Annotated in this window: 29 protein-coding genes; 20 read left to right on the forward strand and 9 right to left on the reverse strand. The window is 35.7% G+C overall.

Going from position 1 to position 26,564, the window contains the following annotated elements; genetic code table 11:
- From V7122_RS13710 to V7122_RS13725, 4 genes are all read left to right on the forward strand, one after another.
- A partial coding sequence (locus V7122_RS13710; protein WP_335527188.1) for a GAF domain-containing sensor histidine kinase occupies nt 1-1,490 on the forward strand: 1,490 nt, incomplete at its 5' end.
- 109 nt (nt 1,491-1,599) lie between these two features.
- Nucleotides 1,600-2,394: an ABC transporter ATP-binding protein gene (locus V7122_RS13715; RefSeq protein WP_335527190.1), complete on the forward strand. Its 795-nt coding sequence runs from the start codon at nt 1,600-1,602 to the stop codon at nt 2,392-2,394.
- Nucleotides 2,391-4,091, forward strand: coding sequence for a putative ABC transporter permease subunit (locus tag V7122_RS13720; RefSeq protein ID WP_335527192.1), 1,701 nt, complete (start codon nt 2,391-2,393; stop codon nt 4,089-4,091). The genes V7122_RS13715 and V7122_RS13720 overlap by 4 nt, the downstream gene beginning before the upstream one ends.
- A gap of 128 nt (nt 4,092-4,219) precedes the next feature.
- Nucleotides 4,220-5,398, forward strand: a complete 1,179-nt coding sequence (locus tag V7122_RS13725) for an MFS transporter (protein WP_335354105.1) — start codon at nt 4,220-4,222, stop codon at nt 5,396-5,398.
- A gap of 52 nt (nt 5,399-5,450) precedes the next feature.
- Here the strand turns inward: V7122_RS13725 and V7122_RS13730 are convergent, their stop codons facing one another.
- Nucleotides 5,451-5,597 (reverse strand): hypothetical protein, encoded by a 147-nt coding sequence (locus tag V7122_RS13730; RefSeq protein WP_335354104.1) that lies wholly within the window; start codon nt 5,595-5,597, stop codon nt 5,451-5,453.
- 64 nt (nt 5,598-5,661) lie between these two features.
- On the opposite strand from V7122_RS13730, the gene V7122_RS13735 reads away from it, so the two are divergent.
- Complete coding sequence (locus V7122_RS13735) at nt 5,662-5,877, forward strand: cold-inducible protein YdjO-related protein (RefSeq protein ID WP_335347922.1); 216 nt, start codon at nt 5,662-5,664, stop codon at nt 5,875-5,877.
- A gap of 46 nt (nt 5,878-5,923) precedes the next feature.
- Here V7122_RS13735 and V7122_RS13740 read toward each other — a convergent pair whose 3' ends face one another.
- The gene (locus V7122_RS13740) at nt 5,924-6,097 is read right to left on the reverse strand and encodes a hypothetical protein (RefSeq protein ID WP_335347921.1); all 174 of its coding nucleotides are present in this window, start codon (nt 6,095-6,097) and stop codon (nt 5,924-5,926) included.
- Between the two features lie 169 nt (nt 6,098-6,266).
- Nucleotides 6,267-6,401 carry a protein YhfH gene (gene yhfH / locus V7122_RS13745; protein WP_438824063.1) on the reverse strand — a complete coding sequence of 45 codons (135 nt, stop codon included), beginning with the start codon at nt 6,399-6,401 and terminating at the stop codon, nt 6,267-6,269.
- A gap of 243 nt (nt 6,402-6,644) precedes the next feature.
- Here yhfH and V7122_RS13750 point away from each other — a divergent pair, with 243 nt between their 5' ends.
- Complete coding sequence (locus V7122_RS13750) at nt 6,645-8,804, forward strand: PAS domain-containing protein (protein WP_335527194.1); 2,160 nt, start codon at nt 6,645-6,647, stop codon at nt 8,802-8,804.
- Nucleotides 8,805-8,854: 50 nt separating this feature from the next.
- Here V7122_RS13750 and V7122_RS13755 read toward each other — a convergent pair whose 3' ends face one another.
- Nucleotides 8,855-9,631, reverse strand: coding sequence for a hypothetical protein (locus tag V7122_RS13755; protein WP_335527196.1), 777 nt, complete (start codon nt 9,629-9,631; stop codon nt 8,855-8,857).
- A gap of 375 nt (nt 9,632-10,006) precedes the next feature.
- On the opposite strand from V7122_RS13755, the gene V7122_RS13760 reads away from it, so the two are divergent.
- The 9 genes from V7122_RS13760 (at nt 10,007) to V7122_RS13800 (ending at nt 17,098) form a co-directional block, all read left to right on the forward strand.
- Entirely contained in the window at nt 10,007-10,588 is a 582-nt protein-coding gene (locus V7122_RS13760) for a TerD family protein (protein ID WP_335347918.1), read from the forward strand.
- Nucleotides 10,589-10,694: 106 nt separating this feature from the next.
- Entirely contained in the window at nt 10,695-11,273 is a 579-nt protein-coding gene (locus V7122_RS13765) for a TerD family protein (RefSeq protein ID WP_335347923.1), read from the forward strand.
- A 116-nt stretch (nt 11,274-11,389) separates the two neighbouring features.
- Nucleotides 11,390-11,929 (forward strand): histidine phosphatase family protein, encoded by a 540-nt coding sequence (locus tag V7122_RS13770; protein ID WP_335527198.1) that lies wholly within the window; start codon nt 11,390-11,392, stop codon nt 11,927-11,929.
- 120 nt (nt 11,930-12,049) lie between these two features.
- Entirely contained in the window at nt 12,050-13,312 is a 1,263-nt protein-coding gene (locus V7122_RS13775) for a glycosyl hydrolase family 18 protein (protein ID WP_335347916.1), read from the forward strand.
- 244 nt (nt 13,313-13,556) lie between these two features.
- Entirely contained in the window at nt 13,557-15,626 is a 2,070-nt protein-coding gene (locus V7122_RS13780) for a transglycosylase domain-containing protein (RefSeq protein WP_335354102.1), read from the forward strand.
- A gap of 171 nt (nt 15,627-15,797) precedes the next feature.
- Nucleotides 15,798-15,992, forward strand: coding sequence for a hypothetical protein (locus V7122_RS13785; protein WP_335344211.1), 195 nt, complete (start codon nt 15,798-15,800; stop codon nt 15,990-15,992).
- 103 nt (nt 15,993-16,095) lie between these two features.
- Entirely contained in the window at nt 16,096-16,230 is a 135-nt protein-coding gene (locus V7122_RS13790; protein ID WP_335344210.1) for a hypothetical protein, read from the forward strand.
- 81 nt (nt 16,231-16,311) lie between these two features.
- Nucleotides 16,312-16,749 carry a peptidylprolyl isomerase gene (locus V7122_RS13795; RefSeq protein WP_335354101.1) on the forward strand — a complete coding sequence of 146 codons (438 nt, stop codon included), beginning with the start codon at nt 16,312-16,314 and terminating at the stop codon, nt 16,747-16,749.
- Nucleotides 16,750-16,906: 157 nt separating this feature from the next.
- A complete protein-coding gene (locus tag V7122_RS13800; protein ID WP_335490823.1) occupies nt 16,907-17,098 on the forward strand; it encodes a YbxH family protein in 192 nt (63 codons plus the stop codon).
- Between the two features lie 59 nt (nt 17,099-17,157).
- Here V7122_RS13800 and V7122_RS13805 read toward each other — a convergent pair whose 3' ends face one another.
- From V7122_RS13805 to V7122_RS13815, 3 genes are all read right to left on the reverse strand, one after another.
- Nucleotides 17,158-18,273: a GerAB/ArcD/ProY family transporter gene (locus V7122_RS13805; protein ID WP_335527200.1), complete on the reverse strand. Its 1,116-nt coding sequence runs from the start codon at nt 18,271-18,273 to the stop codon at nt 17,158-17,160.
- A 15-nt stretch (nt 18,274-18,288) separates the two neighbouring features.
- Entirely contained in the window at nt 18,289-18,522 is a 234-nt protein-coding gene (locus V7122_RS13810; RefSeq protein WP_335348209.1) for a hypothetical protein, read from the reverse strand.
- A gap of 93 nt (nt 18,523-18,615) precedes the next feature.
- Entirely contained in the window at nt 18,616-20,214 is a 1,599-nt protein-coding gene (locus V7122_RS13815; protein WP_335348208.1) for a spore germination protein, read from the reverse strand.
- A 139-nt stretch (nt 20,215-20,353) separates the two neighbouring features.
- Here V7122_RS13815 and V7122_RS13820 point away from each other — a divergent pair, with 139 nt between their 5' ends.
- The 4 genes from V7122_RS13820 to V7122_RS13835 all read left to right on the forward strand — a co-directional run bounded on the left by V7122_RS13820 (nt 20,354) and on the right by V7122_RS13835 (nt 23,712).
- Nucleotides 20,354-21,556 carry a Ger(x)C family spore germination protein gene (locus V7122_RS13820; protein WP_335527202.1) on the forward strand — a complete coding sequence of 401 codons (1,203 nt, stop codon included), beginning with the start codon at nt 20,354-20,356 and terminating at the stop codon, nt 21,554-21,556.
- A 220-nt stretch (nt 21,557-21,776) separates the two neighbouring features.
- Nucleotides 21,777-22,742, forward strand: a complete 966-nt coding sequence (locus V7122_RS13825) for a S8 family peptidase (RefSeq protein WP_335345447.1) — start codon at nt 21,777-21,779, stop codon at nt 22,740-22,742.
- A gap of 118 nt (nt 22,743-22,860) precedes the next feature.
- A complete protein-coding gene (gene mug / locus V7122_RS13830; protein WP_335345446.1) occupies nt 22,861-23,364 on the forward strand; it encodes a G/U mismatch-specific DNA glycosylase in 504 nt (167 codons plus the stop codon).
- 30 nt (nt 23,365-23,394) lie between these two features.
- Nucleotides 23,395-23,712, forward strand: coding sequence for an MGMT family protein (locus V7122_RS13835; protein ID WP_335527204.1), 318 nt, complete (start codon nt 23,395-23,397; stop codon nt 23,710-23,712).
- A 29-nt stretch (nt 23,713-23,741) separates the two neighbouring features.
- On the opposite strand, the gene V7122_RS13840 is transcribed toward V7122_RS13835, so the two are convergent.
- A complete protein-coding gene (locus V7122_RS13840) occupies nt 23,742-23,993 on the reverse strand; it encodes a DUF2533 family protein (RefSeq protein WP_335527205.1) in 252 nt (83 codons plus the stop codon).
- Nucleotides 23,994-24,251: 258 nt separating this feature from the next.
- Here V7122_RS13840 and dacB point away from each other — a divergent pair, with 258 nt between their 5' ends.
- Nucleotides 24,252-25,736, forward strand: coding sequence for a D-alanyl-D-alanine carboxypeptidase/D-alanyl-D-alanine endopeptidase (dacB, locus tag V7122_RS13845; protein WP_335345443.1), 1,485 nt, complete (start codon nt 24,252-24,254; stop codon nt 25,734-25,736).
- A 39-nt stretch (nt 25,737-25,775) separates the two neighbouring features.
- On the opposite strand, the gene V7122_RS13850 is transcribed toward dacB, so the two are convergent.
- On the reverse strand, nt 25,776-26,306 hold the full coding sequence (locus tag V7122_RS13850) for a YceI family protein (RefSeq protein WP_335345442.1): 531 nt from the start codon (nt 26,304-26,306) through the stop codon (nt 25,776-25,778).
- Nucleotides 26,307-26,564: the final 258 nt, after the last annotated feature.

Raw genomic sequence — 26,564 nt, forward strand, 5'->3', positions numbered from 1 at the left:
GTATGGGTGATTATTATATAAGAATTGGCTATAAGCAATTAGCACAATATTTTTTCAAATTGGCTTATCAACAATATGTAAGCTGGGGTGCAGTTATAAAAGCAGAGAATTTAAAAAAACAGAATTTAGATATGTTTCCTTTGTTAAATGATCAGGTCGCTAGAACTGTAAATATCGATACGGAAACAATTATTAAAGCTACGCAAGCAATATCAATGGAAATCAATTATGAAGAATTAATGATCAAAATGATGAAAATCATGATTGAAAATGCTGGAGCTGAAAAAGGATATTTACTTCTTCATGAGGAAGGCAGATTACATCCCGCCATTCAAGGGAACTTAGACAAAACTTATTTATTGGATAATCAAGTTGATATTTCCGAGTTTGCACAAGAAATTCCTCTTCAACTTATTCATTATGTTCTCAAAACGGAAGAGGCAATTGTCCTAGAAAATGCGGGTGCAATTGGACTGTTTATTGATGATCCATATGTCAAATTAAAGAAGCCGAAATCCGTACTAACATTGCCGATTATGTATCAAAATCTATTAATAGGAATTTTATATTTAGAAAATAACATCATGACTCATGCATTTACGAAAGAAAGCATACAAATGTTAACTATTCTTTCATCACAGGCTGCTATTTCACTCGTAAACGCAAGAGTGTACACGATGCTTGAAGAAAAAGTAAAGGAGCGTACAAATGATCTTCAGGGTGCCATAACGAGTCTTGCTGAGGCGAATAATAAACTTGAACAGGAAGAAACGTTGAGACGTGACTTTTTAGCGAATATTTCTCATGACTTAAGAACTCCAATAACCTCAATACAAGGGTATATTGAAGCGATTATTGATGGAATTATTGATTCTCCTGATAAACAATTAAGCTATTTAAAAAGAAGCAGAGAACGTATCCTTTCTTTGAATCGTCTAATTCAAGACTTATTTGATTTATCACAGCTAACAGCTGGGAGCTTCCATTTTTCAATGGAAAATGTCGCTATAAATAAACTCTTCTTATATCTTTGTGGTCAGTATGAATGGGATGTTAAAAAGAACAACTTAGATTTTATCATTACGATTCCAGCATTAAATGACTCAGACTATCCATTAGTTTCTGTTGATATTAGAAGAATGGATCAGCTGATTTCAAATTTAATCAATAATTCAATCAAGTATACGAAAAACGGAAAAATTCAACTTGAACTAATTATTGAGGAGTCATCTGATTTTGTATGCATTTCAATCCATGATTCAGGATCTGGAATCGAACCTGAAGATCTTCATACGATTTTCACAAGATCGTATACTAAAAAAGGGCAGGCTAAGGAAGATGGCGATGGTTTGGGACTCGCCATCTGTAAGGAAATTATTAGAAATCATAAAGGAGAAATTTGGGCAGTAAGTGAAATAAATAAAGGCACCTCTATATACTTTACACTTCCGAAAATAAAAATTACTGAAGATGATCTACTATTTAACTAGTAATTAAATGGATAGACACTAGAAGGTATTGTTGCTTTTATGGAACTTTTCTCCAATCAGAACGTATAAACTGTTGGAATTACATATAAAAGTTTCGAGGTGGTTGAAAATGAATAATGGAAATGCAATCGTTGTGAAAAATCTATCGAAAAGATATGGTTCTTATCATGCAGTAAAGGACGTTAATTTTGAAATAAAAAATGGCGAGTTATTTTGCTTTTTAGGTCCTAACGGAGCGGGTAAGACAACAACGATTAAAATGATGACGGGTTTACTTGAGCCTGGAAGCGGACAGGTTGAAATAACGGGGACAGATATATGGAAATCTCCGCTTGAAGCAAAAAGGAAAATGGCGTATATTCCCGATCAACCCATTCTATATCCGAAATTATCCGGCAGAGAGTTTTTAAGATTTATAGGTAGTGTGTTTGAAATAAAGCAGGATGAATTTGAAGAAAGAATGGAAAAATACCTTTCATTGTTCGAATTATCTGGAAGAGCAGATGAGCTAATAGAATCGTATTCACATGGAATGAAACAAAAAATCAATTTATGTGGGGCTTTGATTCACCAGCCTGAAGTCTTATTCCTGGATGAACCAACTGTAGGTCTTGACCCAAAAGGGGCAAAAACATTAAAGAATCTCTTGCAGTCATTATGCCGGCAGGGAATGACTGTGTTTATGTCAACACATATTTTAGAAATCGCTGAACAAATGTGTGACAGAGTCGGAATCATCAAAAATGGAGAAATCATTGCTATTGGGACGATGGAAGAATTAAGGCAAAGGGAAGGCAAGACCGATACTTCATTAGAGGATTTATTCTTAGAATTAACTGGGGATTCAGATGTAAGACAATTGATAACTGAGCTTTCGGATGATGAAGAGAAGGTGGAGAAATGACAAAAAGACTCATCCTATTATTCTGGCAAATGGGGAAAAATCAATTTCGAACGGCTCCAGACAGTACGAAAATTGCTGCTGTCTTTGCTGCAATCGGCGCAATTTTTGTCACTGTCCTATTAAGTATCGCGATAGGTGCAATGGCCTTGACGCTGCCTAAAGATTTTTTTGATCCTACATTTGCATATGCCTTTTCTGGTCTCATTGCTTTTAACATTTTGTTTGGAGTTCCACAGGTTTTTAAAAATTTATATGGAACAAATGATTTATCATTATTATTTACTTTGCCGATCAAAACACGAAGCATCTATTGGGTCAAGTTTTTGCAAAGCTTTATTGGTGTTCCTGGATTTCTTTGGTTATTTTCGATTATTCTCTTAACTGTTTTTGGCATTGCCAGTAAGTCTAGTATTGTATTTTTTCCAATGGCTTACATAACCTCACTTCTTTTCACATTGATTGGGATGAGCATTGCTTATATGATGAATTTAGTTTTAATTCAAGTGATTCCTGTTCATAGAGCAAAGGAATTAATGACAGTAATGAGTGCCTTAGCCGGTATTATTGTATATGTTCTGTTTCAGCTTCCTAATATATTGATGAAAAATAATCCAAATGGACAAGAAATGACACAAATCCCACAGATGCCGAAATGGCTGCCAATGGAATGGGGAGGAACGGTTCTTACTGAAGCATCATCTGGGTCTTTTAGCTTTTTTCTCCCGTTTATGATGACTTTCATTTTTGCTGCACTTATGCTCTTCATTACTTCATTACTAGTTGAAAAAGGGTTTAGAACTGGCTGGATAAAAATGAACGAAGGAAATCGCCCAAAGAAAAAACGCAAAGGCAAAAAAGCAAGTGCTAAGATTTATCATCCAATTATGATGATAGGAATTAAAGAGTGGAGGTCCATCCAAAGAGATTTGAGAGAATGGGTAGCCTTTCTCCCATTTATATTTTTTATGTTTTTTCCTTTCATATCAATCATAAATGATAAAAATATGATAAATATAATCATTCATAATCCAGAAATCTCGTGGATGGTTGCACAAGCTACTTTCCTTTTTATGTTTACATTTCTAACTGGCGGCTTTGCTTCCGGCTCAATTGCGAGGGAAGCATACTCTATTCACTTTTTACATGTCTTGCCATTATCAGGCTGGAAAATCGCACTTGGGAAGTTTTGGATCAATTGGTTGATTCCTGTTGTATTCTTAATTATTTTAGAATTTGCTGGGGGCATATTTTTGAAATGGAGCCTCTTAAATATCTTTTTCGGGATTGCCGTTGTGGCGATCATGTCCTTAGGAATAACAGGAATTGGACTTTGGCTTGGGGCTATTGGTGCAAAATATAATCCAAATAACCCGCAAAACAGGCTGGAAACAGGGGTTTCCTTTTTATTAATGTTTCTTTCTTTCGGATATCTACTTATTGCTGCATTACCTTCTGTTCTTGTCCTCATACCAACGGATGCTCTTCCCATTTTTCAGCATGAAGGGCGTCCTACAGGTATATTTGGAATGCTTGTATCACTTCTCGAATGGAAAAATGATAACAAGACTTTCTTAACCATTATTTGCAGCATCTTTACACTTATCATATCGGTAGGAGTTACTTTACTAACTTTGCAATTAAGTGCAAGGAAAATTGAAAAAGGGCTTACGATCAACTTCGTGACAAATAAAAAATAATGATTACAAGCTCCTAAATAATTGGGAGCTTTTGATATTTTGCGAAGATAATCATTTTAAAGTATCGAAGTGAGAATAAAAAATGATACAATAAGTCTTGCTTATTAAAATATTAAGAGGTTTCCAAAATGAATAAACAAATAAAAAGAAATATTTTATCCATGCAAGGGTTTTACTTGTTAACTTTTTTTGGCGTGGGGAGCTTGTATCCTTTGCTCAGTGTGTATTTAAGTGAAGTTGAACATTTAAATGGCTATCAAATTGGGACCATCATGTCTATTAGCCCAATAATTATGATTTTCTTTCAGCCATTATGGGGAATGGTTTCGGATAAGCTTAACGCTCCTATTAAAATTCTTACAGTCACAACTTTAATTGCTGGGATATTTTCCCTTGGGTTTATCACGTTCAGCGGCTACTACTGGATCTTTATTACTTTTACTTGTGTAGCCATTTTCCAGAGTGCGATTATTCCGATATCAGATAGTTTATCAATCAAATATTCAAGTAAAGTCAAAGTCAATTATGGGAATATCCGATTGTTTGGGTCTCTTGGATTTGGGGTAGCGGTTTTTATTATGGGGAGGCTATCTGAATGGAATCCAAAAATCATTTTTATTTCCTTTTTTGCTTCATTATTTATCGCCAGTATTCTAGCAAGGAAAATGCCTTCAGAAAATGTTTCCAATAATCAGAACTTGCTTTCTGGTGTTAAGGAAATTCTTGTCCATAAAAGGTTTCTCATTTTCCTCGTAATTACTTTTCTGATTTTTGGTCCTAATCTCGCTAATAATAATTACTTTGGCCTTTTTATTGAAAATCGCGGGGGGACCTATACAGGAATAGGGATTGCTTTTTTAATTGCTGTATTGTCCGAAATTCCCTTTATGAAGGCAGCAGGCAGCTGGATCCACCGTTTTGGATTATTGCAGATTGCTGCACTTGCTGGTGCTGTTTCCTTAATTAGATGGCTGCTATATTTTATGGAGCCAAGTCTGTGGGTCATTTACGCAACAGCTGTCATACAAGGTTTCTCAATTGGTTTATTCATTCCTGCAAGTCTTCAGTATATAAGAGATATTACGCCTGTTCATATTACCGCTACTGCTATTACATTATACTCGGCAATTGGAAATGGCTTAGGAAACTGGTTTTGCACATTTGTCGGCGGTATCATTTATGAGGAATTTAATATTTACAGTTTATACTTATTTTTCAGTGTTTTGAGCTTATTGGGGATTATCCTTAATCTATGGCTATTGAAAGAGGAAAAGGGCCATTCAACCCTTTCCGTTGCTAAAAATTAGTGATATTTATTAAAAAGAAGTTGCTTTAAGCTGCAACTTCTTTTTTTATCAATTATTCAATATATTTATTCATAAACTTTCTGGCAAGCAATCTTTTCACTTCGTTATAGGAAAGACCTGATTGACTATTCAGCCGTTTGACTTCTTCAATATCGGTCCCAGCTGCTGTATATTTTTTTATAGATTTTTGGTTATCCAATTTTGAAATCCTCCTGACTTAAAGAAATTGTCATAAATTTTTTCGCGGGATATTTTCCCTCTTTTTGTCCATACTAGAAAAAAAGGGGGCGTTTGTTATATTTTTCAATAGAAGAGGTCAAGATGATAAACCAGAGGTTGTCATGCTGGACACAGAAGTTTATGCTTGTACAAGCTGTAATGGCTGGATGCGAAAGGAATTTGCATCAGCTGATCTTAAATGTCCTTTATGTGGAAATGATACATCCCCTGAAATGAGGGAATTACCGCAAATTGAATAAATTACGAGCATAAGACTGCTGAATAAATTCGGGCAGTCTTATTTTATTACGAATTCTCGTTTTGTTGACCTAATTCTTTAGCGGCTAATAAAATATTGCCTGTTTCAACTGCCCGATGTTCATCAATTGAACCACTCGGATAATTATTATGTTTAAGGGAATTCTCCGCGTTAAGAGCGTTATCTAGGGCTTGTCTTCCTTTTGCGTCATTTTTCTTCATTTATAACACCCCTTTATAAGATATGCTGTAACATTTCTTTAATCATAAGTTTTGATAGTTAACGGCTTCTTATTCACTGTCAACTGAAACGGATATATTTACTATTGGGATGAAAATTCAATAGAAAAAGCTATGGAGCTGCGATTTCCCATAGCTTTTCATTTGCCTGCTATTCAGCCTTTTTTGATAAACAGCGATCACATTCCATTAAATATGAATCAGTATATTCATTTATTTTTTGACCGCATTCTTGACAAATCTTTCTTGACGCAATCTCTAAAGATTCCACTTTATAATGTAACATGATTCCACTCCTTTTTATAATACAGAATATAATTTACTTCCTTGTTATATAACAGTATACTCGAATTTATTTTAAATGTGTAGCCCTTTTTTTGAAAATTTAAATTTTTCCACTTTTTAATTTTGTATAAGTTAAATTAAGATTTCACTTTCAACCAATATTAAATTAGATTACAATCAAAAAGTATGGTTAAAAATGTGTTTTCCAAATAGGTAAACCCTGAAAAATAAGAGGGAGATGTTCATGCTGCAGATTTTTAATATAATGAATCCAATGTTAATTTTTGTGGCCATAATCCTAACATTTATTTGCTCCTATACTGGTTTAGATTTATTTTCACTCGTTCAAAATGCAGAACGTAATCGGAAGTTTTTATTTTTAGGAGGAACGTTTTCGCTTGGTGTAGGTTTATGGATAATGAATTTTATCGGCATGCTTGCCGTAAATATAAATGGGTCAAGTAATTATCATGTGCTTATTACCATTTTATCTTTACTTTCAGGGATCATTTTTACGGGTATCGCGTTTTACGGAATTATTGATAAGGAGATTAAAGCAAAGCAATTATGGATCAGCAGTTTCTTTATGACTGTCGCTGTTTTATCCATTCATAGCACTGGGTTATATGCAATGAGCATGAACATTCAATTTAATCCAGTTTTATTTATTATTTCGATCATCCTTATTTATAGTTCATTTGCCCTTTCTCTATGGATGTTGTTTTTCTCAAAGGGTTTGTCGCCTTTTAATGAAATCTGGATTAAACCAGTTAGTGCTGTCATTATAACGGCTGCTATTATTGAAGGATATTTACTGCTTTTACGGACATTCTCAAGCGTTTTTGGTGAAAATGCTTCCCAAGCTGAATCTAATCCTAAATCGTATATTATTTATTTTGTTTTTTTTATTACTTTACTTATTTTAAGCGGGCTAATTGGTTCAAGAACTGTAGTTGGCAAAAGATTAGCTGATAGTGATCATTATTTACGTGATATTGAAGCTGCATTGGATGAATCAACGATTGTAACCATTACAAATGCTAATGGGATCATTACGTATGTAAATGATAAATTCATTGAAATATCGAAGTATGGGAAGGAAGATATATTAGGGAAAACTCATCGTGTATTAAACTCTAATTTTCATCCTCCTGAATTTTTTCAAAATCTTTGGGAAACCATCTCTTCAGGTAATATTTGGAGAGGGGAAATACGCAATCAGGCTAAGGATGGAAAACACTATTGGGTAAAGACGACAATTGTTCCATTCCTATACAATGATGGAAAGCCCTATCAATATGTTTCAATTCGAAACGATATTACAGCCCTTAAAGAAACAGAGGCACACTTGAATGATAAAATAAAGGAAGTTGGCGATATTAAATTTGCCCTTGATCAATCTTCCATCGTTGCTCTCACTGATGAAAAAGGTATTATTACGAAAGTTAATGAAAAGTTTTGTGAGATTTCCAAATACGATAGGGACGAGCTTATTGGTCGCAGCCATTCAATATTAAACTCCGGACATCATCCTAAAGAGTTTTTTAGACAACTTTGGACAACTATAAGACGAGGAGAAGTCTGGAAAGGTGAAATTAGAAATGTGGCAAAGGATGGAACCTTATATTGGGTGGATACAACGATTATTCCGTTCGTAGATGAAGAAGGTAACCCGTATCAATATTTGGCCATTCGAAATGACATTACTGAAACGAAAAAAACGAAAGAGATCCTTCATCGACAAGATAAACTAGCTGCCGTTGGACAGCTTGCTGCGGGTGTGGCACATGAAATTCGTAATCCTCTCACTTCTATGAAAGGGTATACTGAATTTCTTCAAATGGATGAAACGAATAAAGAGCGGCTGGAGTATTTTGATATTATCCTTGATGAAATTGAACGTGTGAATCATATAGTTGAGGACTTTATGCTTCTTGCAAAGCCTAAATCTGTTGAACTCAAAGAAAAAAACCTTATTCCGATTATGAAGAATGTCTTATCTTTATTTGAGCTAGAAATAAGAAATAAACAAATTCATCTTCATTTTGAATGCTGTGACAATACAATACTTATTCATTGTGATGAGTACCGTTTAAAACAGGTTTTTATAAATTTTATTAAAAACGCAATTGAGGCTATGCCAAATGGCGGAAAACTAATCTTGAATACATATAAAAATAATGAATATGTACGTATCTCTATCACTGATTCAGGAACTGGTATTCCACCGGAACAACTAAAGAAAATTGGTGAGCCGTTTTACACAACAAAGAAAAAAGGGAATGGACTTGGACTAATGGTAAGCTTTCACATCATTGAAAGTCATGGGGGGAAAGTCAATATTGAAAGTGAACTAAATAAAGGGACAACATTTACAATAGAATTACCAGTGGTCAATTTGTAAATGGATGGGAAAGGAAGGTTTAGCACCTTCCTTTTTTTATTTTATATAAGCTAATTTTTTGTTTTATCCTTTTCTCCCGATTTGATGAAATAGCCTTGGACCGGTTTCAGCAATTGCTTGAAGCCTGATTCTATCTTCTCACTTATAAAGGATGTTCTTTCATAAAAGGAGGAACGCAGATTTTCAAGCTGCCTCGATATTTTTTGAACGATTGCTTCCTGTTCGTCTAGCCGTTCCATAACGGTCTTATGAAATACCTCATGCACCTCAAGCTTTTGTGATAATTCTTCATACACGTTTTCCTGTTTGTTTAATTGGTTTGTTAAATCACGTGAAAATGATTCGAATTGGCCAATTTTCCCAGTCAATGCTTCAGTTGAGGCGTGCTGAAATGATACTTGATCAAGAACAGCTTGATTAATTAAGCTTTCTTTTTCTAGGCTTTCCAATATGATAGCATTCCTTCCTTCAAGCTCATTTAATCGTTCTATAATAATCTGGTTTGCGGTTTCCTGAGAATTCATAACTTCTAAAAACTGAAGTATCACGTTATCCTGCTCATCCAATCTATCCATCAATCTGACAAGGTCGTAATTATGTTTAGATGCTGTACGCTGGATATTATGATTAATGCCCTTTAAAGATTCGGATATTTGAAAATCCATTTTCTCATACGTATCTGTCAACTGATGATTAACCAATTTCTGCTCATGAAGAATTTCTTGAAGATAATTCAGGCGAAAGGAATCTTGATTAGACTGAGTTTCTAGTTGATGCTTCTTATTAAACAGATTGGGTACAATCTGACTATTTGTGTATAAACCCAAGAAAAACACTCCTTTATTTTCCTGCTATTTATACAAACAGCATTATTTACATGCTATGTACTATATAGGAAAAGGGTGGCAAGAATAGGCGATAATCTATTGGATAGGAATGGTCTCCATTAAAATCCCTTGAGTTTATGCTCCTCTAAATTTACAATATTGGTAAATTTAATTATATTAAAGTAGTCAGTGCCCGTTGTATCTAGTACAATAAAATTGAACATCTATAAGTTAAATTGGTTTACGTTTTAAGGCCAAGAAGATACACTTGGATAGAAAGGGTAATAATTTTTTTAAATGAAGTTTTGTTTCTTGGATGAATCTTCCTCTAGCAGGAAGTTCTAATAATTTTTAGAGTGAAGGGATGATGGTTAAATGGCTATTTCTTTATCAAAAGGACAAAAAGTAGATTTAACGAAAACAAATCCTGGTCTGTCAAAGGTTGTTGTTGGCCTTGGCTGGGACACAAATAAATATGACGGGGGACAAGCGTTTGATTTAGATGCAAGTGTGTTTTTACTTGATGCATCTGGTAAATGTGCATCTGATAAAGACTTTATTTTTTATAATCAACTAGAAGGCGGCAATGGGTCTGTTGTACATACTGGAGATAACCGCACAGGGGAAGGTGACGGTGATGATGAGCAAGTAAAGGTGGACTTAAGTGCTGTTCCAGCAAGCATTGAAAAAATTTCTTTCGTTATTACGATTCATGATGCTGAAAGCCGTGGGCAGAATTTTGGACAAGTTTCCAATGCGTTTGCCAGAATTGTCAATGAAGCAACTAATGAAGAGGTTATTCGCTATGACTTAGGAGAAGATTTTTCAATTGAAACAGCGATTGTAGTTGGGGAATTATACCGTCATAATGGTGAATGGAAATTCTCTGCTGTTGGTTCAGGTTACCAAGGCGGTCTAGCACGAATTGCGACTGACTTCGGATTACAGGTTGGCTAAAGAATAAGGGGTCCTAAAGCCCATTAATCTTCAATAAAACAAGAGGGAATGGAAATTATTTTCTAACTCCCAATTGAATAAACATTTATTTCAGGGAGGGTTTATGATGGGAATTCAATTGGCAAAAGGACAAAGAATTGACCTAACAAAAACAAATCCTGGTTTAACAAAAGCGATCATTGGACTTGGATGGGATACGAATAAATATCAGGGTGGACATGATTTTGATTTAGACGCTTCTGCCTTTTTAGTAGATGCAAATAATCGTTGCCAAAATGATCTCGACTTTGTTTTTTATAATAACCTTCAACATCCAAGCGGGTCTGTCGTTCATACGGGAGATAACCGTACAGGAGAAGGGGATGGGGACGATGAGCAACTGGTTGTTGATTTCACTAAAATCCCTTCCCATGTTCATCGAATTGGCATTACAGTGACGATCCATGATGCTGAGACTAGACAGCAAAACTTTGGTCAAGTTTCAAACGCTTTTGTAAGATTAGTTGATGATTCTAATAATCAAGAATTATTGCGTTTCGATTTAGGTGAAGATTTCTCAATTGAAACGGCGGTAGTTATATGTGAATTATACCGTCACGGAAACGACTGGAAATTTAATGCCATCGGCAGCGGTTTTTCTGGTGGATTAGCAGCGTTATGCCGGAATTATGGTCTCCAAGTGTAGGTCTGCCAAATTATGCATCTGAAAAACACTCCTTCACGGAGTGTTTTTCCATGTTAAGATACCCTTTAAAGAAAGACAGCTTAGCATTTTTTAAAAATTTTAGGGAGAAGGAAAAATTGAAAATAGGTCTCGTTAGGCATTTCAAAGTAAAAAATGCTATACCGGAAAAAACTTGGATGACTCCCGCAGAACTATCAAAATGGTTTGAGGACTATGATTTATCCGACATTGAAAAGGGTGAAACCGATCTTCAAAACTTGGAATGGGAAACGTGTTATTCAAGTGATTTATCTAGAGCGGAGAAAACAGCTCATGCAATCTTTGTAGGTAAGATAATAAAAACCGAGAAATTAAGAGAGGTTAAAGCATATCCAATTATTCAAGCCAATATTAAACTTCCCTATCAGCTATGGGCAGTTCTCGTCCGGCTTGCCTGGCTATTCAACCATCCTTCGCAAAAGGATTCAGTTAAGGCTGTTAAAGAAAGAATTAATTTATTCTTAGATGAGGTCTTTTCTGCTGGAAATGAACATGTACTGATAGTTAGCCATGGAGCCTTAATGATATTTATGCGGAAGGAATTACTTAAAAGAGGATTTAAAGGGCCAAAAATAAGTCACCCTAAAAACGGTATTTTATACGTTTTTGAAAAATAAGCTTAACATACAAGTGAATTTCAGTAGGAATTGGCTTAATTTTATCTATATAATTTGTACTATTTATTTGCAAGAACACCATATGATAGTACAGGTGAAAATTTAGGAGGTGTGTAAATAATGTCTATTCACATCGTCCAAAGAGGAGACTCCCTATGGGCAATTTCAAAGCGATATAATGTACCAATTCAATCAATACTCAATGTAAACGGGTTGTCTGCTAATGGAATCATTATTCCCGGATTAGCCCTTTATATCCCTGATCAAGCATTACCTATTAGATCAAAGATTATCGCTAAAGGCGATTCATTGTGGGGATTGGCACAGAAATACAGAACTAATATAAATGCTATCCTCTCAGCTAATCCCGGTATTCAGTCAAATAACCTAGTTGTTGGACAAAAAATAAATATACCCTCTCCTTTGAAATTATCGATGCAGACACTCGGGTTCATTATTCCCTTTTCTCCTCAATCATTTATCCCCATTTTAAAACAAGTAGCTAAAGAGATTTCTTATTTAGCCATCGTCTCTTATTCACTCACAAATGAGGGATACACATATTTAGCTGTAGATGATACACAAGTGATTAAAGAGAGTAAAAGATTAGAAATTACTCCTTTATTGATGATCAGAAATTTTGCAAATCAGAAATTTAGTCCAGAGTTAATTGGTCAAGTACTAGAAAATTCTGTCTATCGGAAGAACTTAATTAATAGTTTGATGAATTTTATTACGGACAAGGGATATGGAGGAGTAAGCATTGATTTTGAGTTTATTCCGCCGCCAAGGAGGCAGGATTTTAATACCTTTCTTAATGAATTAAAAACAGCACTTGGCCCCTTAATTCTTCATGTAAACGTTCATGCGAAAACAGCAGACCTCCCGCAAAATCGGATAGTCGGCGCTTATGATTATTCAGCCATTGGGAAAGCGGCAGATATTGTTGCGGTCATGACGATAGATTATGGGTATCCAACAGGACCGCCAAATCCTGTTTCACCTATATGGTGGATAGAGGACGTCATTCAATATTCCATCAGCTTAATCAACCCCAAAAAACTGCAAATGGCTTTGCCTTTATATGGTTATGATTGGAGGGTAATTGACAACTTAACAAAGGCACATTCTCAATTAAATGCACAAAATTTAGCGATCTCATCAGGTGCTCTTATAAATTATGATCTCAACTCATCTACTCCAAGCTTTAACTATTGGAAGGGTTCAGAAAGGCATATTGTATGGTTTGATGATATTCGCAGCTTTGCTGAAAAGTATAAATTGATTGATCAATATCATTTATTAGGTTTAACTTTTTGGCAATTAAGCCTTCTATTTCCGCAAAACTGGGTCTATTTGGAAAAGAATATTATTATTAATTAAAAAAGGATGCCATATAGGCATCCTTTTACGTATTGCGGCGGTTGACTGCACGCCACATCGTGCATTCCAAAATTGGAGTGTCAATCCGTCTTACGCAATTAGCTCATCGCAATATAGACTATAACATAATTCACTGACATTGGCAATCCCCATGATAAGGAAGAATCTTTGCGAAATAATCGTTAAATTTGTATAATATTTGAAGCTTATAAAAAAGCATTCAACTAGTAAGTAGGGAGATATAATGGAAAAATTACAACCATTTTGGGAAGCAATTAGACGATTCTGGCGTAATAAGCATATAACAAAAATAGCGATGTTAGTTATACTAACGGTTATATTAGGAACGATCCTTTTCTTTGCCTTTATAGCGGCAACCGCAAATGTTGAAACTTTAAAGGAAGGTTTAAAGCAATCAACTGTCATATACGATAAAAATGAGGAAGTCGCAAGCAGCTTGGCAACGAATCGTTCGGAAGGGATTGCCATTGAAGAAATGCCTGACTATGTCAAAAATGCTGTTGTTGCAATTGAGGATGAACGATTTTACAAGCATAATGGGTTTGATGTGAAGGGAATAGCCCGAGCCTTCTTTAAGAATATTTTTGCCGGCAGAATAACAGGTGGAGGCAGTACGATTACCCAGCAGCTTACGAAAAATGCTTTGCTTTCATCTGAAAAAACGTATAAGCGAAAAATTGAAGAATTATTCCTTGCTGTTGAAATTGAAAAGAAATACAAAAAGGACGAAATTCTGCAAATGTACTTAAATCAAGTTTATTTTGGCAGCGGCGCTTGGGGAATTGATCAGGCATCCAATAAATATTTCAATAAAGGGGCAAAGGACTTAACTATTAGTGAGTCTGCCCTTTTAGCTGGATTGTTACAGGCGCCTTCTGCACTAGATCCGTTCAGAAATTATGACCGAGCAATAGAGCGGAGAAATGTTGTCCTTGGAAAAATGAAAGAACATGACATGATAAGCGGAGACGAATATGAAAAAGCCATCACAGAAACGATCCAATTAAATGAAGGAAAAGGCAGCTTTATCGAAAGAAAATATCCATATTACGTTGATGCAGTCTTAGATGAAGCCATTCATAAATATGGCTTAACACAGGAAGAAATTTTTACTAGAGGATACCGAATATATACCGAAATGGACCAAAATTTACAGTCAGGGCTCGAAAAGGTATATGAAAGTGACTATTTATTTCCACGTGGACGAAATGGAGTGCTTGTTCAAAGTGGAGCAGTTCTTTTAGACCCGGCTTCTGGCGGTGTAAGAGGACTTGTAGGCGGAAGAGGCAGCTATGTATTCCGAGGCTTTAACAGAGCCACACATATTAAAGCACAGCCTGGATCAACCTTAAAGCCTTTAGCTGTTTATACTCCTGCACTTGAAGAAGGCTATCAGGCTACATCCATGCTTAAGGATGAACCAATGTCCTTTGAAAAATATAAACCAGAAAATGCGTCAAAGAAATATTCCGGTGAAGTTCCAATGTATAAAGCAATAGAGGAGTCTCTAAACGTTCCTGCCGTTTGGCTACTCGATCAAATTGGTCTTGAAAAAGGAATTGATTCGCTGAATCGTTTCGGAATTCCTTTAGAAAAGGAAGATGAGTATTTAGGTATTGCATTGGGCGGCATGCACAAAGGAATTTCCCCATTAAAGCTCGCTGAGGCTTATTCTACATTTCCAAACGGGGGAAAACGAAAAGATGCACATTTAATTACAAAAATTGTTGGCCCGACAGGTAACGTGATTGCTGAAAGAAAGAAGAAAACAGTGAAAGTAACTTCAAAAACCGTAGCCAATCAAATGACATCGATGCTTCTAAATGTCGTTGAATCCGGAACAGGAAAAGGAACAAAAATAAATGGCGTCCAGCTGGCGGGAAAAACGGGATCCACTCAGCTGCCTTATAAAGATATAAACGGAACAAAGGATCAATGGTTTGTTGGATATACTCCAAATTTAGTTGGGGCAGTATGGCTTGGCTATGATCAAACAGATCGGGAACATTATCTATCAAGCAGCAGCTCCAAAACTGTTGTCCCATTATTTAAATCTATTATGGAAAACTCTATCCCCTATGTTGAACAAGCAGAATTCTCCACGAAATCTGTAAATGAAAAGATGACCGAAAAAGAGTTTCAGGAAGAAGTTGAAAAGACGATTAAGGATTCCGCAGAAAAAATTAAAGAAGAGCTTCCAATATGGAAAGAGAAGCTTATGGATGGTGTGCATGAGCTAGAACAATTTGGGGAGTTCCTTAAAGAGAAATGGAAAAGCATGATGAATAAATAGAATTCAAAAACCGGGGAAACCCGGTTTTTTTCGACAGGAAAGAATACTCTCATTTTATTAATGGTATAATCAAAATAGCTTTGCTAGCAATTTGATAATAGTCGATATCAAACTGCTAGCAAACAAATAGCATTCGCTATAACACTTTCAAACAGGAGGCACATTCGCACTATGACTGCTGATAAAAGAATTCAACTCAATGTTCGTATTGCTAAAGAAACCTCTCGAAAATTGGATGAAATTGTCCAATATTATCAAGAAAACATGAAGGTTGGCAGGATCTATAAAGGAGATGTTTTGTCGGATATAATAGAAAAATCCTATGAGATCATGAACAAGCAAAAACAGATGAATAAAAAGTTTTAAAGGCGTCTAGGAGACTTCTGCTTTACAATTCTTATTTTATTCTTGGTAGAATATTGTCAAAATAGTTAGAAATGGATAATATTTAATTAAGGATGGTGATATTATGCGGCCTAGAATCCGTAGAAGAGGGATAAATCTTGAAGATTTTAAATTTGGTCTAACAACCATTTTTCTGCATGTATCATTTTATGGATTAATCATTTTTATTTTAGTATTATTTATTGAACTATTTAGTTAAAACAAAAAGCATCAATTACTTTTATTTAGGTTATCAATAATGGTATGATAGGAATTGATTTTTACAGAAGGAGATGATTTTATGTCGAAAAAAGGATACATATTAATGCAAAATGGGGAAAAAGTGGAGTTTGAATTATATCCAGATGCAGCACCTGGAACAGTTGCAAACTTTGAAAAGCTTGCAAATGAAGGCTATTATAATGGACTAAACTTCCACCGTGTAATCCCTGGATTTGTAAGTCAAGGCGGATGCCCGCATGGAACAGGAACAGGTGGCCCAGGCTACACCATTAATTGTGAAACAGAAGGCAACCCTTATAAGCATGAAGCGGGGTCATTTTCAATGGCACATGCTGGACGTAATACAGGGGGAAGTCAATTCTTTATCGTTCATGAGCCTCAGCCACATTTAAATGGAGTTCATACTGTTTTTGGAAAAGTGACTTCAGGTTTGGACACGGTATTAAAAATGAAAAATGGCGATGTTATGGAGAAAGTTGAAGTTACAGAAGCATAAAATTCGATTGAGAAAGAGCCTAAATGGCTCTTTTTTTGTGAACTTGGCATTCTTAATTTGCAAATTTATAAAATAAATTGCCTGCAAAACTTAAAACCGATTTATTTTTAGAATTGAGTTCATACTAAAGGAAAATTGCAATAAGGAGATGACATAGATGGGTGCTATTGAAAAAAATGGATATCAATTTCAAGCTGAATATAGTGTCGTTAATCAAGATGGAGCCATCCATGTTTATAAAAATGGAAAATTCGTTGAGGAAATTCTATTTGAGTTTTCTGGAAAATTCCCTGAACATAACTTCATTGAAGAGCTAGTCAACCACTATTGCTTTGAACATGGTATTTAAGGGACAGGGGGCGGTCCATAGTCCCTTAAATACCTTGTAAGCGAATGATTAAGTTTCACTCACATTACATTTTTTGAACTTTCCTTCGTAAATTTTTTTCGAATCAATGCTCCTCCTAATATGAATAGAGGTAAAAATCCTCCAATTGTTAATGAGAAAACTAGATTAATTCCATTATCCCAATTTTGCTGTTCTACAACATTTGGAATCATTATTGAAGCAAAAGCAACGGCGATCATAGCTAAAGGGAGAGTGATTGGCCGGTAATCCTTTAAATTTAATACTTGAGCAAGCCCTAAACAAGTCGCATAAAAATAAATCAGCATCTTAAAATAGGTCGTCATAATCCACATAAATGCTATGACGGCTTCAATTCTCTGCAAAAAACCGCCTATGTTAATTTTTTTGGCTAATGCATACCCCGGATATAAATTTCTAATAGTCGTGTCAACACCAAGAACCATTGTAGATAACAATGTAATAACAAGAACGACAAAACCTCCTATTAATGTACCAATAAAAAATGATTTTTGCGCTTTTTTCGGCTCATTTACATAGGCAGGGTATATCATTAATAACACAACCGCATTAAAATAGTTAACATCAAGTAAATGTAAAACTGGCAGAAATAAAGGTTTTATACCGTTTTCCATTACAGGTTGAATGTATTCTAACTTTATTTGTGGTGCAACAAATAGTAACATTAAAAAAAGCAAAATAAAGGCAATAATGTTGATTTCCGCAGTGCGTGAAAATGTTTCCAGTCCAAGACGTACTGCCATTACTAAAATAACAGCTAACATAATATGCAACACTTCTATTGGTGTTTCTGGCATGAGGTTTACTGTAATAAAAGTTCCCGAATAAAATAAAAGTTCTACCGTATAGACGAATGGCATTGTAAGGAACAAAAGAGAAATTATTTTCCCAAGCCATTTACCGAGAACTTTTTCATTGACTTGTACAAAGTTCAGATTAGGATAAAAGCCGGCAATCGCAGTAAATAACCATACAAATAATAGCCCAACCCCTATACTAATTATGACTGCAATCCATGCGTCTTGCCGTGCATAAGAAGCTAAGAATGATGGGGTTACTAAAATACTCGTCCCTATCGTAAAAAAGATCACTAACACTCTAAATTGCCGAACCGATATTTTTCCCTTTTCAAGCATCATTATCACCTAGATTCATATCAGCAGTTCATTAACAAAATCGCTAAATGGCTTAAAAATAACAGCAAGCCCTTGCAAAGGGTTTGGAATATAGAGATGTAAATTATATGCAATGCTTAATCCAACACCAATTATCAGCAAAATCGAAAATACCCAGCTTTCTTTCTTTAACTTATTTTTTTTAAGATAAGGTACTTCAATAGCAATAATAATAATGGCTATAACAAAAATCCCAATAACCATTAACATAGGCAGGCTCCCCTCAGTTGTAAAAGATACCCATTCATTGTTTTTTTTTAGAAAATCATAGCTTCAAAAAGTCCTTTCAACACCAAAGGCAATTTATTCATTTTGTTCTGGGGGCTTCGGAGCTTGAGACTCATCTCTTTTTATATTTTTCTGACTGATTAAACGGGGGCGCGAAAATAAACCCCATCTTGGTAAGCGCAAGATTGCATCCTTTTGATCTTCTTGAATATATGGACCAAATGGGGACATAAAAGGAATCCCAAAAGATCTTAAACTGCATAAGTGAAGTGTAAGAGCGATCAATCCGATGATCAATCCGAATAAACCGAACGAAGCTGCTAATGCCATGAAAGGAAATCTCAGCATTCTAATGGAAATGGACAAATTATACGAGCTAACAATAAAGCTTGAAATGGCTGTAATTGAGACGACAATAACCATGGCAGCAGAAACAATCCCAGCTTCTACAGCTGCTGTCCCAATCACTAAAGTTCCGACAATCGATACGGCTTGCCCAATCGCCTTTGGCAATCGCAATCCAGATTCCCGTAATATTTCAAAGGTAACCTCCATCATTAACGCTTCAACGAAAGCTGGAAAGGGAACACCTTCTCGTTGTGCTGCTAATCCGATTAATAATTGTGTCGGCAGCATCTCTTGATGAAAAGTTGTAATCGCAATATAAAGGGAAGGGCCTAACAAAGCGATAAAAAACCCAACAAACCGAAGCATCCGAATAAGAGTCACAATATCAGCCCGGTTATAATAATCGTCAGGAGCATGGAGAAATTGAACGAACAAGGCAGGGACTAATAGCACAAAGGGAGTCCCGTCAACAAGAAGGGCAACACGGCCCTCTAAAAGGCTTGCTGCAACAACATCTGGACGTTCTGTATGATAAATGGTGGGAAAAGGTGTATACGTTTCATCTTGAATTAATTCTTCTATATATGCGCTATCTAACATGCTGTCAATATTTACTTTGTCAAGGCGACTCCTTACTTCTGCCACTACTTTATCATTTGCAATTCCGTTTATATACATGAACGAAACCGTCGTCTTTGTTTGTTTTCCAATTTTTTTCGTCTCTAGCCATAGGTTCTGATTATTAATTTTTCGGCGAATTAATGCGGTATTCGTCCGTATATTTTCCGTCAGGGCCTCCCTTGGTCCGCGTATTGCGTTTTCATTCGTTGGTTCTGAAACGCTGCGTTCTTTTCCTCCCTTCATTCCTACCGCAAAACCTTTTGAAAATCCTTCGAATAAGAGAATGACATGCCCTGATAATAGAGAATCAAACAGGCTGTTATAGTCTGATACATCTGAGATTTCTCCAACTGTAAGCACTGTCTCTTTAAAATAAATAAGGAGATCTTCAAATTCTGTAGTATCAATATTGAGTTGCGGCAAATCCAGCATTAAAGATTCCATTATAAAGTTTTGATTTGCTGTACTATCGATTAATCCATCCGTATAAATGATTCCTGCTTTTATTTTTTGTTCTTTGCCGAGGCGAATCTCACGGGTGATAATATCATCACTGTTACCAAGCGTTTCTTTAATTTTTTGAATATTTCCAGCTACACTCTCGTTTAATTTATTATTTTGAACCTCTTTTTGTTGTTTCTTATTTTGTGCAGCTGAGATACGGTTTGGTCTTTGCTTTTTTGCTGATTGTTTGAAAAATCCCATAATGAGACTCCCATCCTTATTTCTAATTTATTGTTGAAATGGCAGGAAACTCCTCTATAAATATTTTGTACTTATTTTGCTTAAAAAATCCATGATTCGCAGAGTATATAACTATTATGAAAGATTTAGGAGTTTACTGATGAAACGAAATATTCTAATTATGATCATATTGATTAGTTTCCTCATCATTCTTTCTGGCTGCTGGAATCGAAGAGAATTAAATGAGCTCGCAATCGTGATGGGGATGGGAATTGATAAATCAGAAGATCAATTTGTGGTGACAGCACAAGTCGTAATTCCAGGAGAAATCGCAAAAAAGGGAGGAGGCGGAGGGAAAACTCCAGTAGTCGTTTATCAAGAGAAAGGCGAGACAATATTTCAGGCAATCAGGAAAATTACAACAGAATCACCTCGAAAGTTATATTTTGCACACCAGCGGATTTTAGTGTTAGGGGAAGAATTTGCAAAAGAAGGGATAGGTAAAGCGTTAGACTTTCTATCAAGGGATCCAGAGCTGCGAACTGATTTTTATATCGTTGTAGCAAAAGATTCTAAAGCTGGAGATGTTTTAAAAGTTTTAACCCAATTAGAAGATATACCTGCAAATCAATTATTCTCGTCCCTTGAGTCTGCAGAGAAAGCATGGGCACCTACTGTTACAGTAACATTAGATAAGCTTATAACAGACTTAGTGAGTGATGGGATTGACCCGGTGTTAACTGGAATCACCCTTAAAGGAGATGTGAAAACGGGAGAAACGAAACAGAATATAGAGGTTACCAGCGCTCCTACTATACTGAAATACAATGAAATGGCATTATTTAATAATGATAAACTAATTGGCTGGTTAAATGATCAAGATAGTAGGGCCGTTCACTATGCAACAGGAAAAGTGAAAAGCACCCTTGGCGTGATTCCTTGTCCAAAAACAGGAAAAATAGGGATAGAGGTAATGAGGACAAAGGCTGATATAAAAGCGAAGGTTAAAAACGGAGAACCAAAAGGCAGTATAAAAGTTCAGATAGAAGGGAATGTAGCTGACGTTGAATGTCGTGGCCTTGACTTAAAAAAAACCAAAACTATTTATGATCTAGAAAAGATAAGTGAAAAAGACGTTAAGGAAAGCATTCAATCTGCCATTGAAGTTACCCAAAAGGAGTTTCAATCTGATGTTTTTGGGTTTGGAGAAGCACTCCATCGCTCTGATCCTGCCTATTGGAAAAAGGTAAAAAAAGAATGGGGCCAAAAATTTTCGGAGATGCCAGTAACCGTAGAAATTGACGTTAAGATTCGCCAAACCGGAACGATTGGAAATTCTCCTCTAAACGAAATAGAAGAGTAATTTAGCTTGTTTAGGCATACTGCCTGTTAGATTAATTAATTTTTTTAAATCTAAAAGTTAAAACTAAGTAAATACTCCTACTAATGGCAATAAAACTATGCAAAAACAGTCCAAACGAATCTATTAAATTGAATTCAGAATTATTAAAATGTTATTAACACCTAGAACCGGCTTCAAATTTATCTCTAATAAAAGCGGTAACGCTTAAGGAGGGAAAGAAATGGAGCATTTAGTTCGTGTTATTCCTTTTAAGCTGATGAATCTAGCAGATGGGGCAAATGAAATTCCGAAAGGGGTTGAATTAATTCAAGCACCAAAGATTTGGAAAGATACGAAGGGAAAAGGTGTAACTGTTGCGGTTTTAGATACAGGCTGTGAAATAACTCATCCTGATCTTAAAGACCGTATTATTGGCGGAAGAAACTTTACAAATGATGATAAAGGAAATCCAGATTTATTCATGGACTACAATGGGCATGGAACCCATGTAGCTGGAACGATTGCAGCAGTCGAGAATAATAATGGAGTGATCGGTGTAGCACCAGATGCAAGCTTGCTGATCGTAAAGGTACTAAATAAAAATGGATCTGGTCAATATGACTGGATTATTAAGGGCATTCATTACGCTATTGAACAAAAAGCTGATATTATTTCGATGTCACTCGGGGGCCCAAATGATGTGCCAGAGCTTCACGAAGCCATCAAAAATGCGGTAAACAATAATATTCTCGTTGTTTGTGCCGCTGGGAATGAGGGAGATGGGGATGACGCTACAGACGAATTTGCTTTCCCTGGATCTTATAATGAAGTTATTAGCGTAGGAGCGATAGATCTAAAGCGCCGATCATCTGAATTTAGTAATTCCCACAATGAAATCGATTTAGTAGCACCGGGTGAAGAAATCCTTTCAACCTTTTTGAATGGAAAATATGCCACTTTAAGCGGCACGTCTATGGCTGCACCCCATGTCTCAGGTGCGCTTGCTTTAATAAAAAATTTATCCTTTCAGTATTTTGAACGGCAGCTTTCTGAGCCAGAGCTTTTTGCACAATTAATTAGAAGAACGATTCCTTTAGGATATTCACCGAAACTGGAAGGAAATGGTCTTGTATATTTGACAGTTCCCGAGCATTTGGCAACTATTGTTGAACAGGAATTTAAAACATTCATAGTAAACTCAATATAATATCTAATAGAAAAGCCTGATTTCAGGCTTTTTTTTATCTCATCAATTTCTTATAAAACCTGAATTATGCTATCATTTAATGATTAATACAATTCATTGATGATAGAAGGTGTATGAAATGAAACCAATAAATGATCATCTAAAAGAAAATCTACATCTAGTATTTGTTGGCTTTAATCCAAGTATCCGTTCATCAGAAACCGGCCATCATTTTGCCAATCCGAATAATCGTTTTTGGAAAATTCTTCATGAATCAGGTTTGACCCCAAGGAAATTTGCTGCAACCGAGGATTATAAAGTGCTAGATTTAGGTTATGGAATGACAAACATTGTGCCCAGACCAACGAAGGCTGCAGATGAAATTACGAAAGAAGAATATGAAGCAGGTAGAATCGAGCTTTTAAGAAAAATAAATGATTATAAACCGAAGATTGTCTGTTTTGTCGGAAAGGGAGTTTATCAGGAATTTAGCAAGAAAAAGTCCATTCCTTGGGGGAAGCAAGAGGAATCAGTAATTCCCGGCACAATTGATTTTGTTGCACCGTCATCTAGTGGGTTAGTTCGAATGAAAATAGAGGAGATTATTCAAATTTATTCTGAGTTGCCTAAGCTGCTATCTTAATTATGAAATGAATCAAAGGGAGATCAACAAGTGGAAACGTTTACGGAAAAAGCCATACTTATCATTAAAAATATCCCAGCTGGAAAAGTGATGACTTATGGGCAAATTGCGAAGCTTGCAGGCAGTCCGAGAGGGGCAAGGCAAGTAGTAAGAATTCTGCACTCCATGAGCAAAAAACATCAACTTCCTTGGCATCGTGTGATCAATTCAAAAGGGGAAATTGGTTTAAAAGATGATGAGCATTATTCAGTTCAAAGACTTTCTTTAGAGAGTGAAGGGGTAGAATTTAAACTGAATGGAACGATTGATCTAAATCTTTATTTGTATGAACCAAACCTTAACNNATAGAACCTTCCTTTTTCTCTACATCAAATAGACTATTTCGTTCTTCCTGCATATTCTTCAATTATTTCAATCGTCACATGCTTCCTTGCAGGTATAATTCCCTGTTTAGCTAGGTCGTTAATCCTCGCTGTCACTTCATTTATTTTATCTGCTGTGAAGGGTTTACCTTCTCTGCAATGTTGAAGAGCTTGTTCAATATAATATTCCCTTTGCTGATTTAAAGCCATAAATTCAATAATCTGCTTGTTTTGTTTATTGACATGCTTCGTTATCTCTTTATGCACACTCGTGCTATCACTCTCCTTATTCCATATACCATAACAGCTTTGCTAGTTGCGTTAAGAGAAAAATTACTCTTTTACAAGAATTCATTTTTATTAAGATTTATTGAAATTCTGTTTGATTTCATACTGATCAATTTAGCAGAATACAATAAAATATTGAATGAAAAACACTACTTTTTCCTCATACTGGAAATAGAGGGATTCACCTTTCAAAGAAGAATTGTATTAAACATAAATAGAAGAAAGGTGTTGAAATCATTGAAAAATCCAATGAAATTTAGTCTTAGTCTTTTATTGATTTTCATGCTTGCTTTCGTTCCTCAAATAAACCCAGAGAAACCGGTCGTTCAGGCAACTGAAGAAGGAGGAGCGCTGGTTCAGGAACTAAATCAGCTCCTCAATAATGATCCTGATTTAAAGGGAGCACTAGCTGGTGTAAGTGTTCGATCAGCCGAGACAGGGGAGTTGCTGTATGATCATATTGGAGATATTCGCTTAAAGCCTGCCTCTAATATGAAACTGCTAACCGCTGCAGCTGCTCTATCAACATTAGGGGAAAATTACAAATTCTCAACTGAACTGCTTACTGACGGTTCTGTAAAAGGGGTAACATTGCAAGGAAATCTCTATCTAAAAGGAAAAGGAGATCCGACATTATTAAAAGCGGATTTCGATCAATTTGCAAGGAAGATTAAAGATTTGGGAATCGGTATTATTCATGGTGATTTAGTTGCTGATGATACGTGGTATGATGATATCCGCTATTCTATGGACTTAACTTGGAATGATGAAACTTATTATTATGGAGCTCAAGTTTCAGCTCTAACGGCTTCACCAAATGAAGATTATGACGCTGGAACCGTTATTGTTGATGTAAATCCAGGGAAAAATACAGGTGTAGAACCTATTGTTACATTAGAACCAAAAACGGATTATGTAAACATTATTAATAACGCCAAAACAGTTGCAAAAGACGGGAAGAAAAGCATTTCAATAGAACGTCAGCACGGGACAAATAATATTATTATTGAAGGCACTATTCCATTAGAAGCGAGCAGAGCGAGAGAATGGATGGCTGTTTGGGAGCCTTCTGGTTATGCACTTGATTTATTCAAACAATCATTATTAGAGCAAGGAATAAAATTAAATGGGAAAGTGCGAACAGCAGCTGCACCTGAGGGAGCAAATGTATTAGTCAGTCACCAATCAATGCCATTATCTGAATTACTTATTCCTTTTATGAAATTAAGCAATAATGGACATGCAGAAGCAATAATAAAAGAAATGGGCAAAGTTGTTAAAGGAGAAGGCAGCTGGGATAAAGGCATTGAAGTGCTGAAAGAGGAGCTTATCAAATTAGGGATTAACACTAACACACTCGTTCTTAGAGATGGCTCTGGTATTTCCCATGTGAATTTAATACCTGCAAATGAAATTTCCAAGCTCTTGTTTGCTGTTCAAGACAAGGAATGGTATGAAAGCTATTTGACATCATTGCCTATTGCAGGGGCGACTGATCGAATGGTAGGAGGAACACTTCGAAATCGAATGATTAATTCTGTTGCACAAAACAAAGTAATGGCGAAGACTGGCTCCATTTCTACTGTCAGCTCATTATCTGGTTATGTGGATACGAAGAGCGGCGAAAGACTTATATTTTCAATTGTTTTAAATAATTTAGTTAACGGTTCAAAGGGGAAAGTAATCGAGGATAAAATTGCAGTTATTTTAGCAGAACAATAGATTTAAAAAAGCGGATCCAATTGGACCCGCTTTTTTATATTAAGCTTTAGCAGCTTGAACGTCTAATGAAATTTTCACCTTATCCCCTACAAGGACACCGCCTGTTTCCAGAGCAGAGTTCCAAGTTAAACCATAATCACTGCGCTTAATAGCTCCTTCAACAGTGAAGCCAACCTTATCGTTGCCCCATGGATCTTTACCTGTACCTTCATAACTAACCTCAAACGTTTCCGTTTTCGTTACTCCGCGAATTGTTAAATCGCCAGTTACATCATATTCGCCATCACCATTATTTACAATCTTAGTAGATTGGAAGGTCATAGATGGGTTATTTTCCACATCAAAGAAGTCACCTGAACGAAGATGGTTATCACGATCAGCATTACGTGTATCAATGCTTGCAAGATCAACTGTAAATTGAATGTTTGCTGACGTTAAGTCCGTAGGATCTGCTTCAATCACTGCATCGAATTGATTAAAAGTTCCTTTCACATTCGCAATCATCATATGCTTGATAGAAAAATCAACGCTGCTGTGTGCTGGATCAAGGGCCCATTTTGAATTTGTCATTTTAGTTTCCTCCTAATTTTCGCTTGAATTTATTTTATTTGAATTCGAGATAACTTAATTCTAAATAAATTATATGAACACTTCCTCTATTTGTCAATAAAAAAATTTAAAATATTGGCCTTTTTCATGATTTATTATGGGAAGTGTTACAATAACAATAATGAATTGGAAAGTCTAACTGAATGAGGGATAACATTGAACCAATTGGAACTAACCTACCGGAATGCTGTTGAAAATACAAAAGCCAAAATTTTAAAT

The sequence above is a fragment of the Bacillus sp. JJ1532 genome (assembly GCF_036965085.1).
GTDB lineage: Bacteria > Bacillota > Bacilli > Bacillales > Cytobacillaceae > Cytobacillus.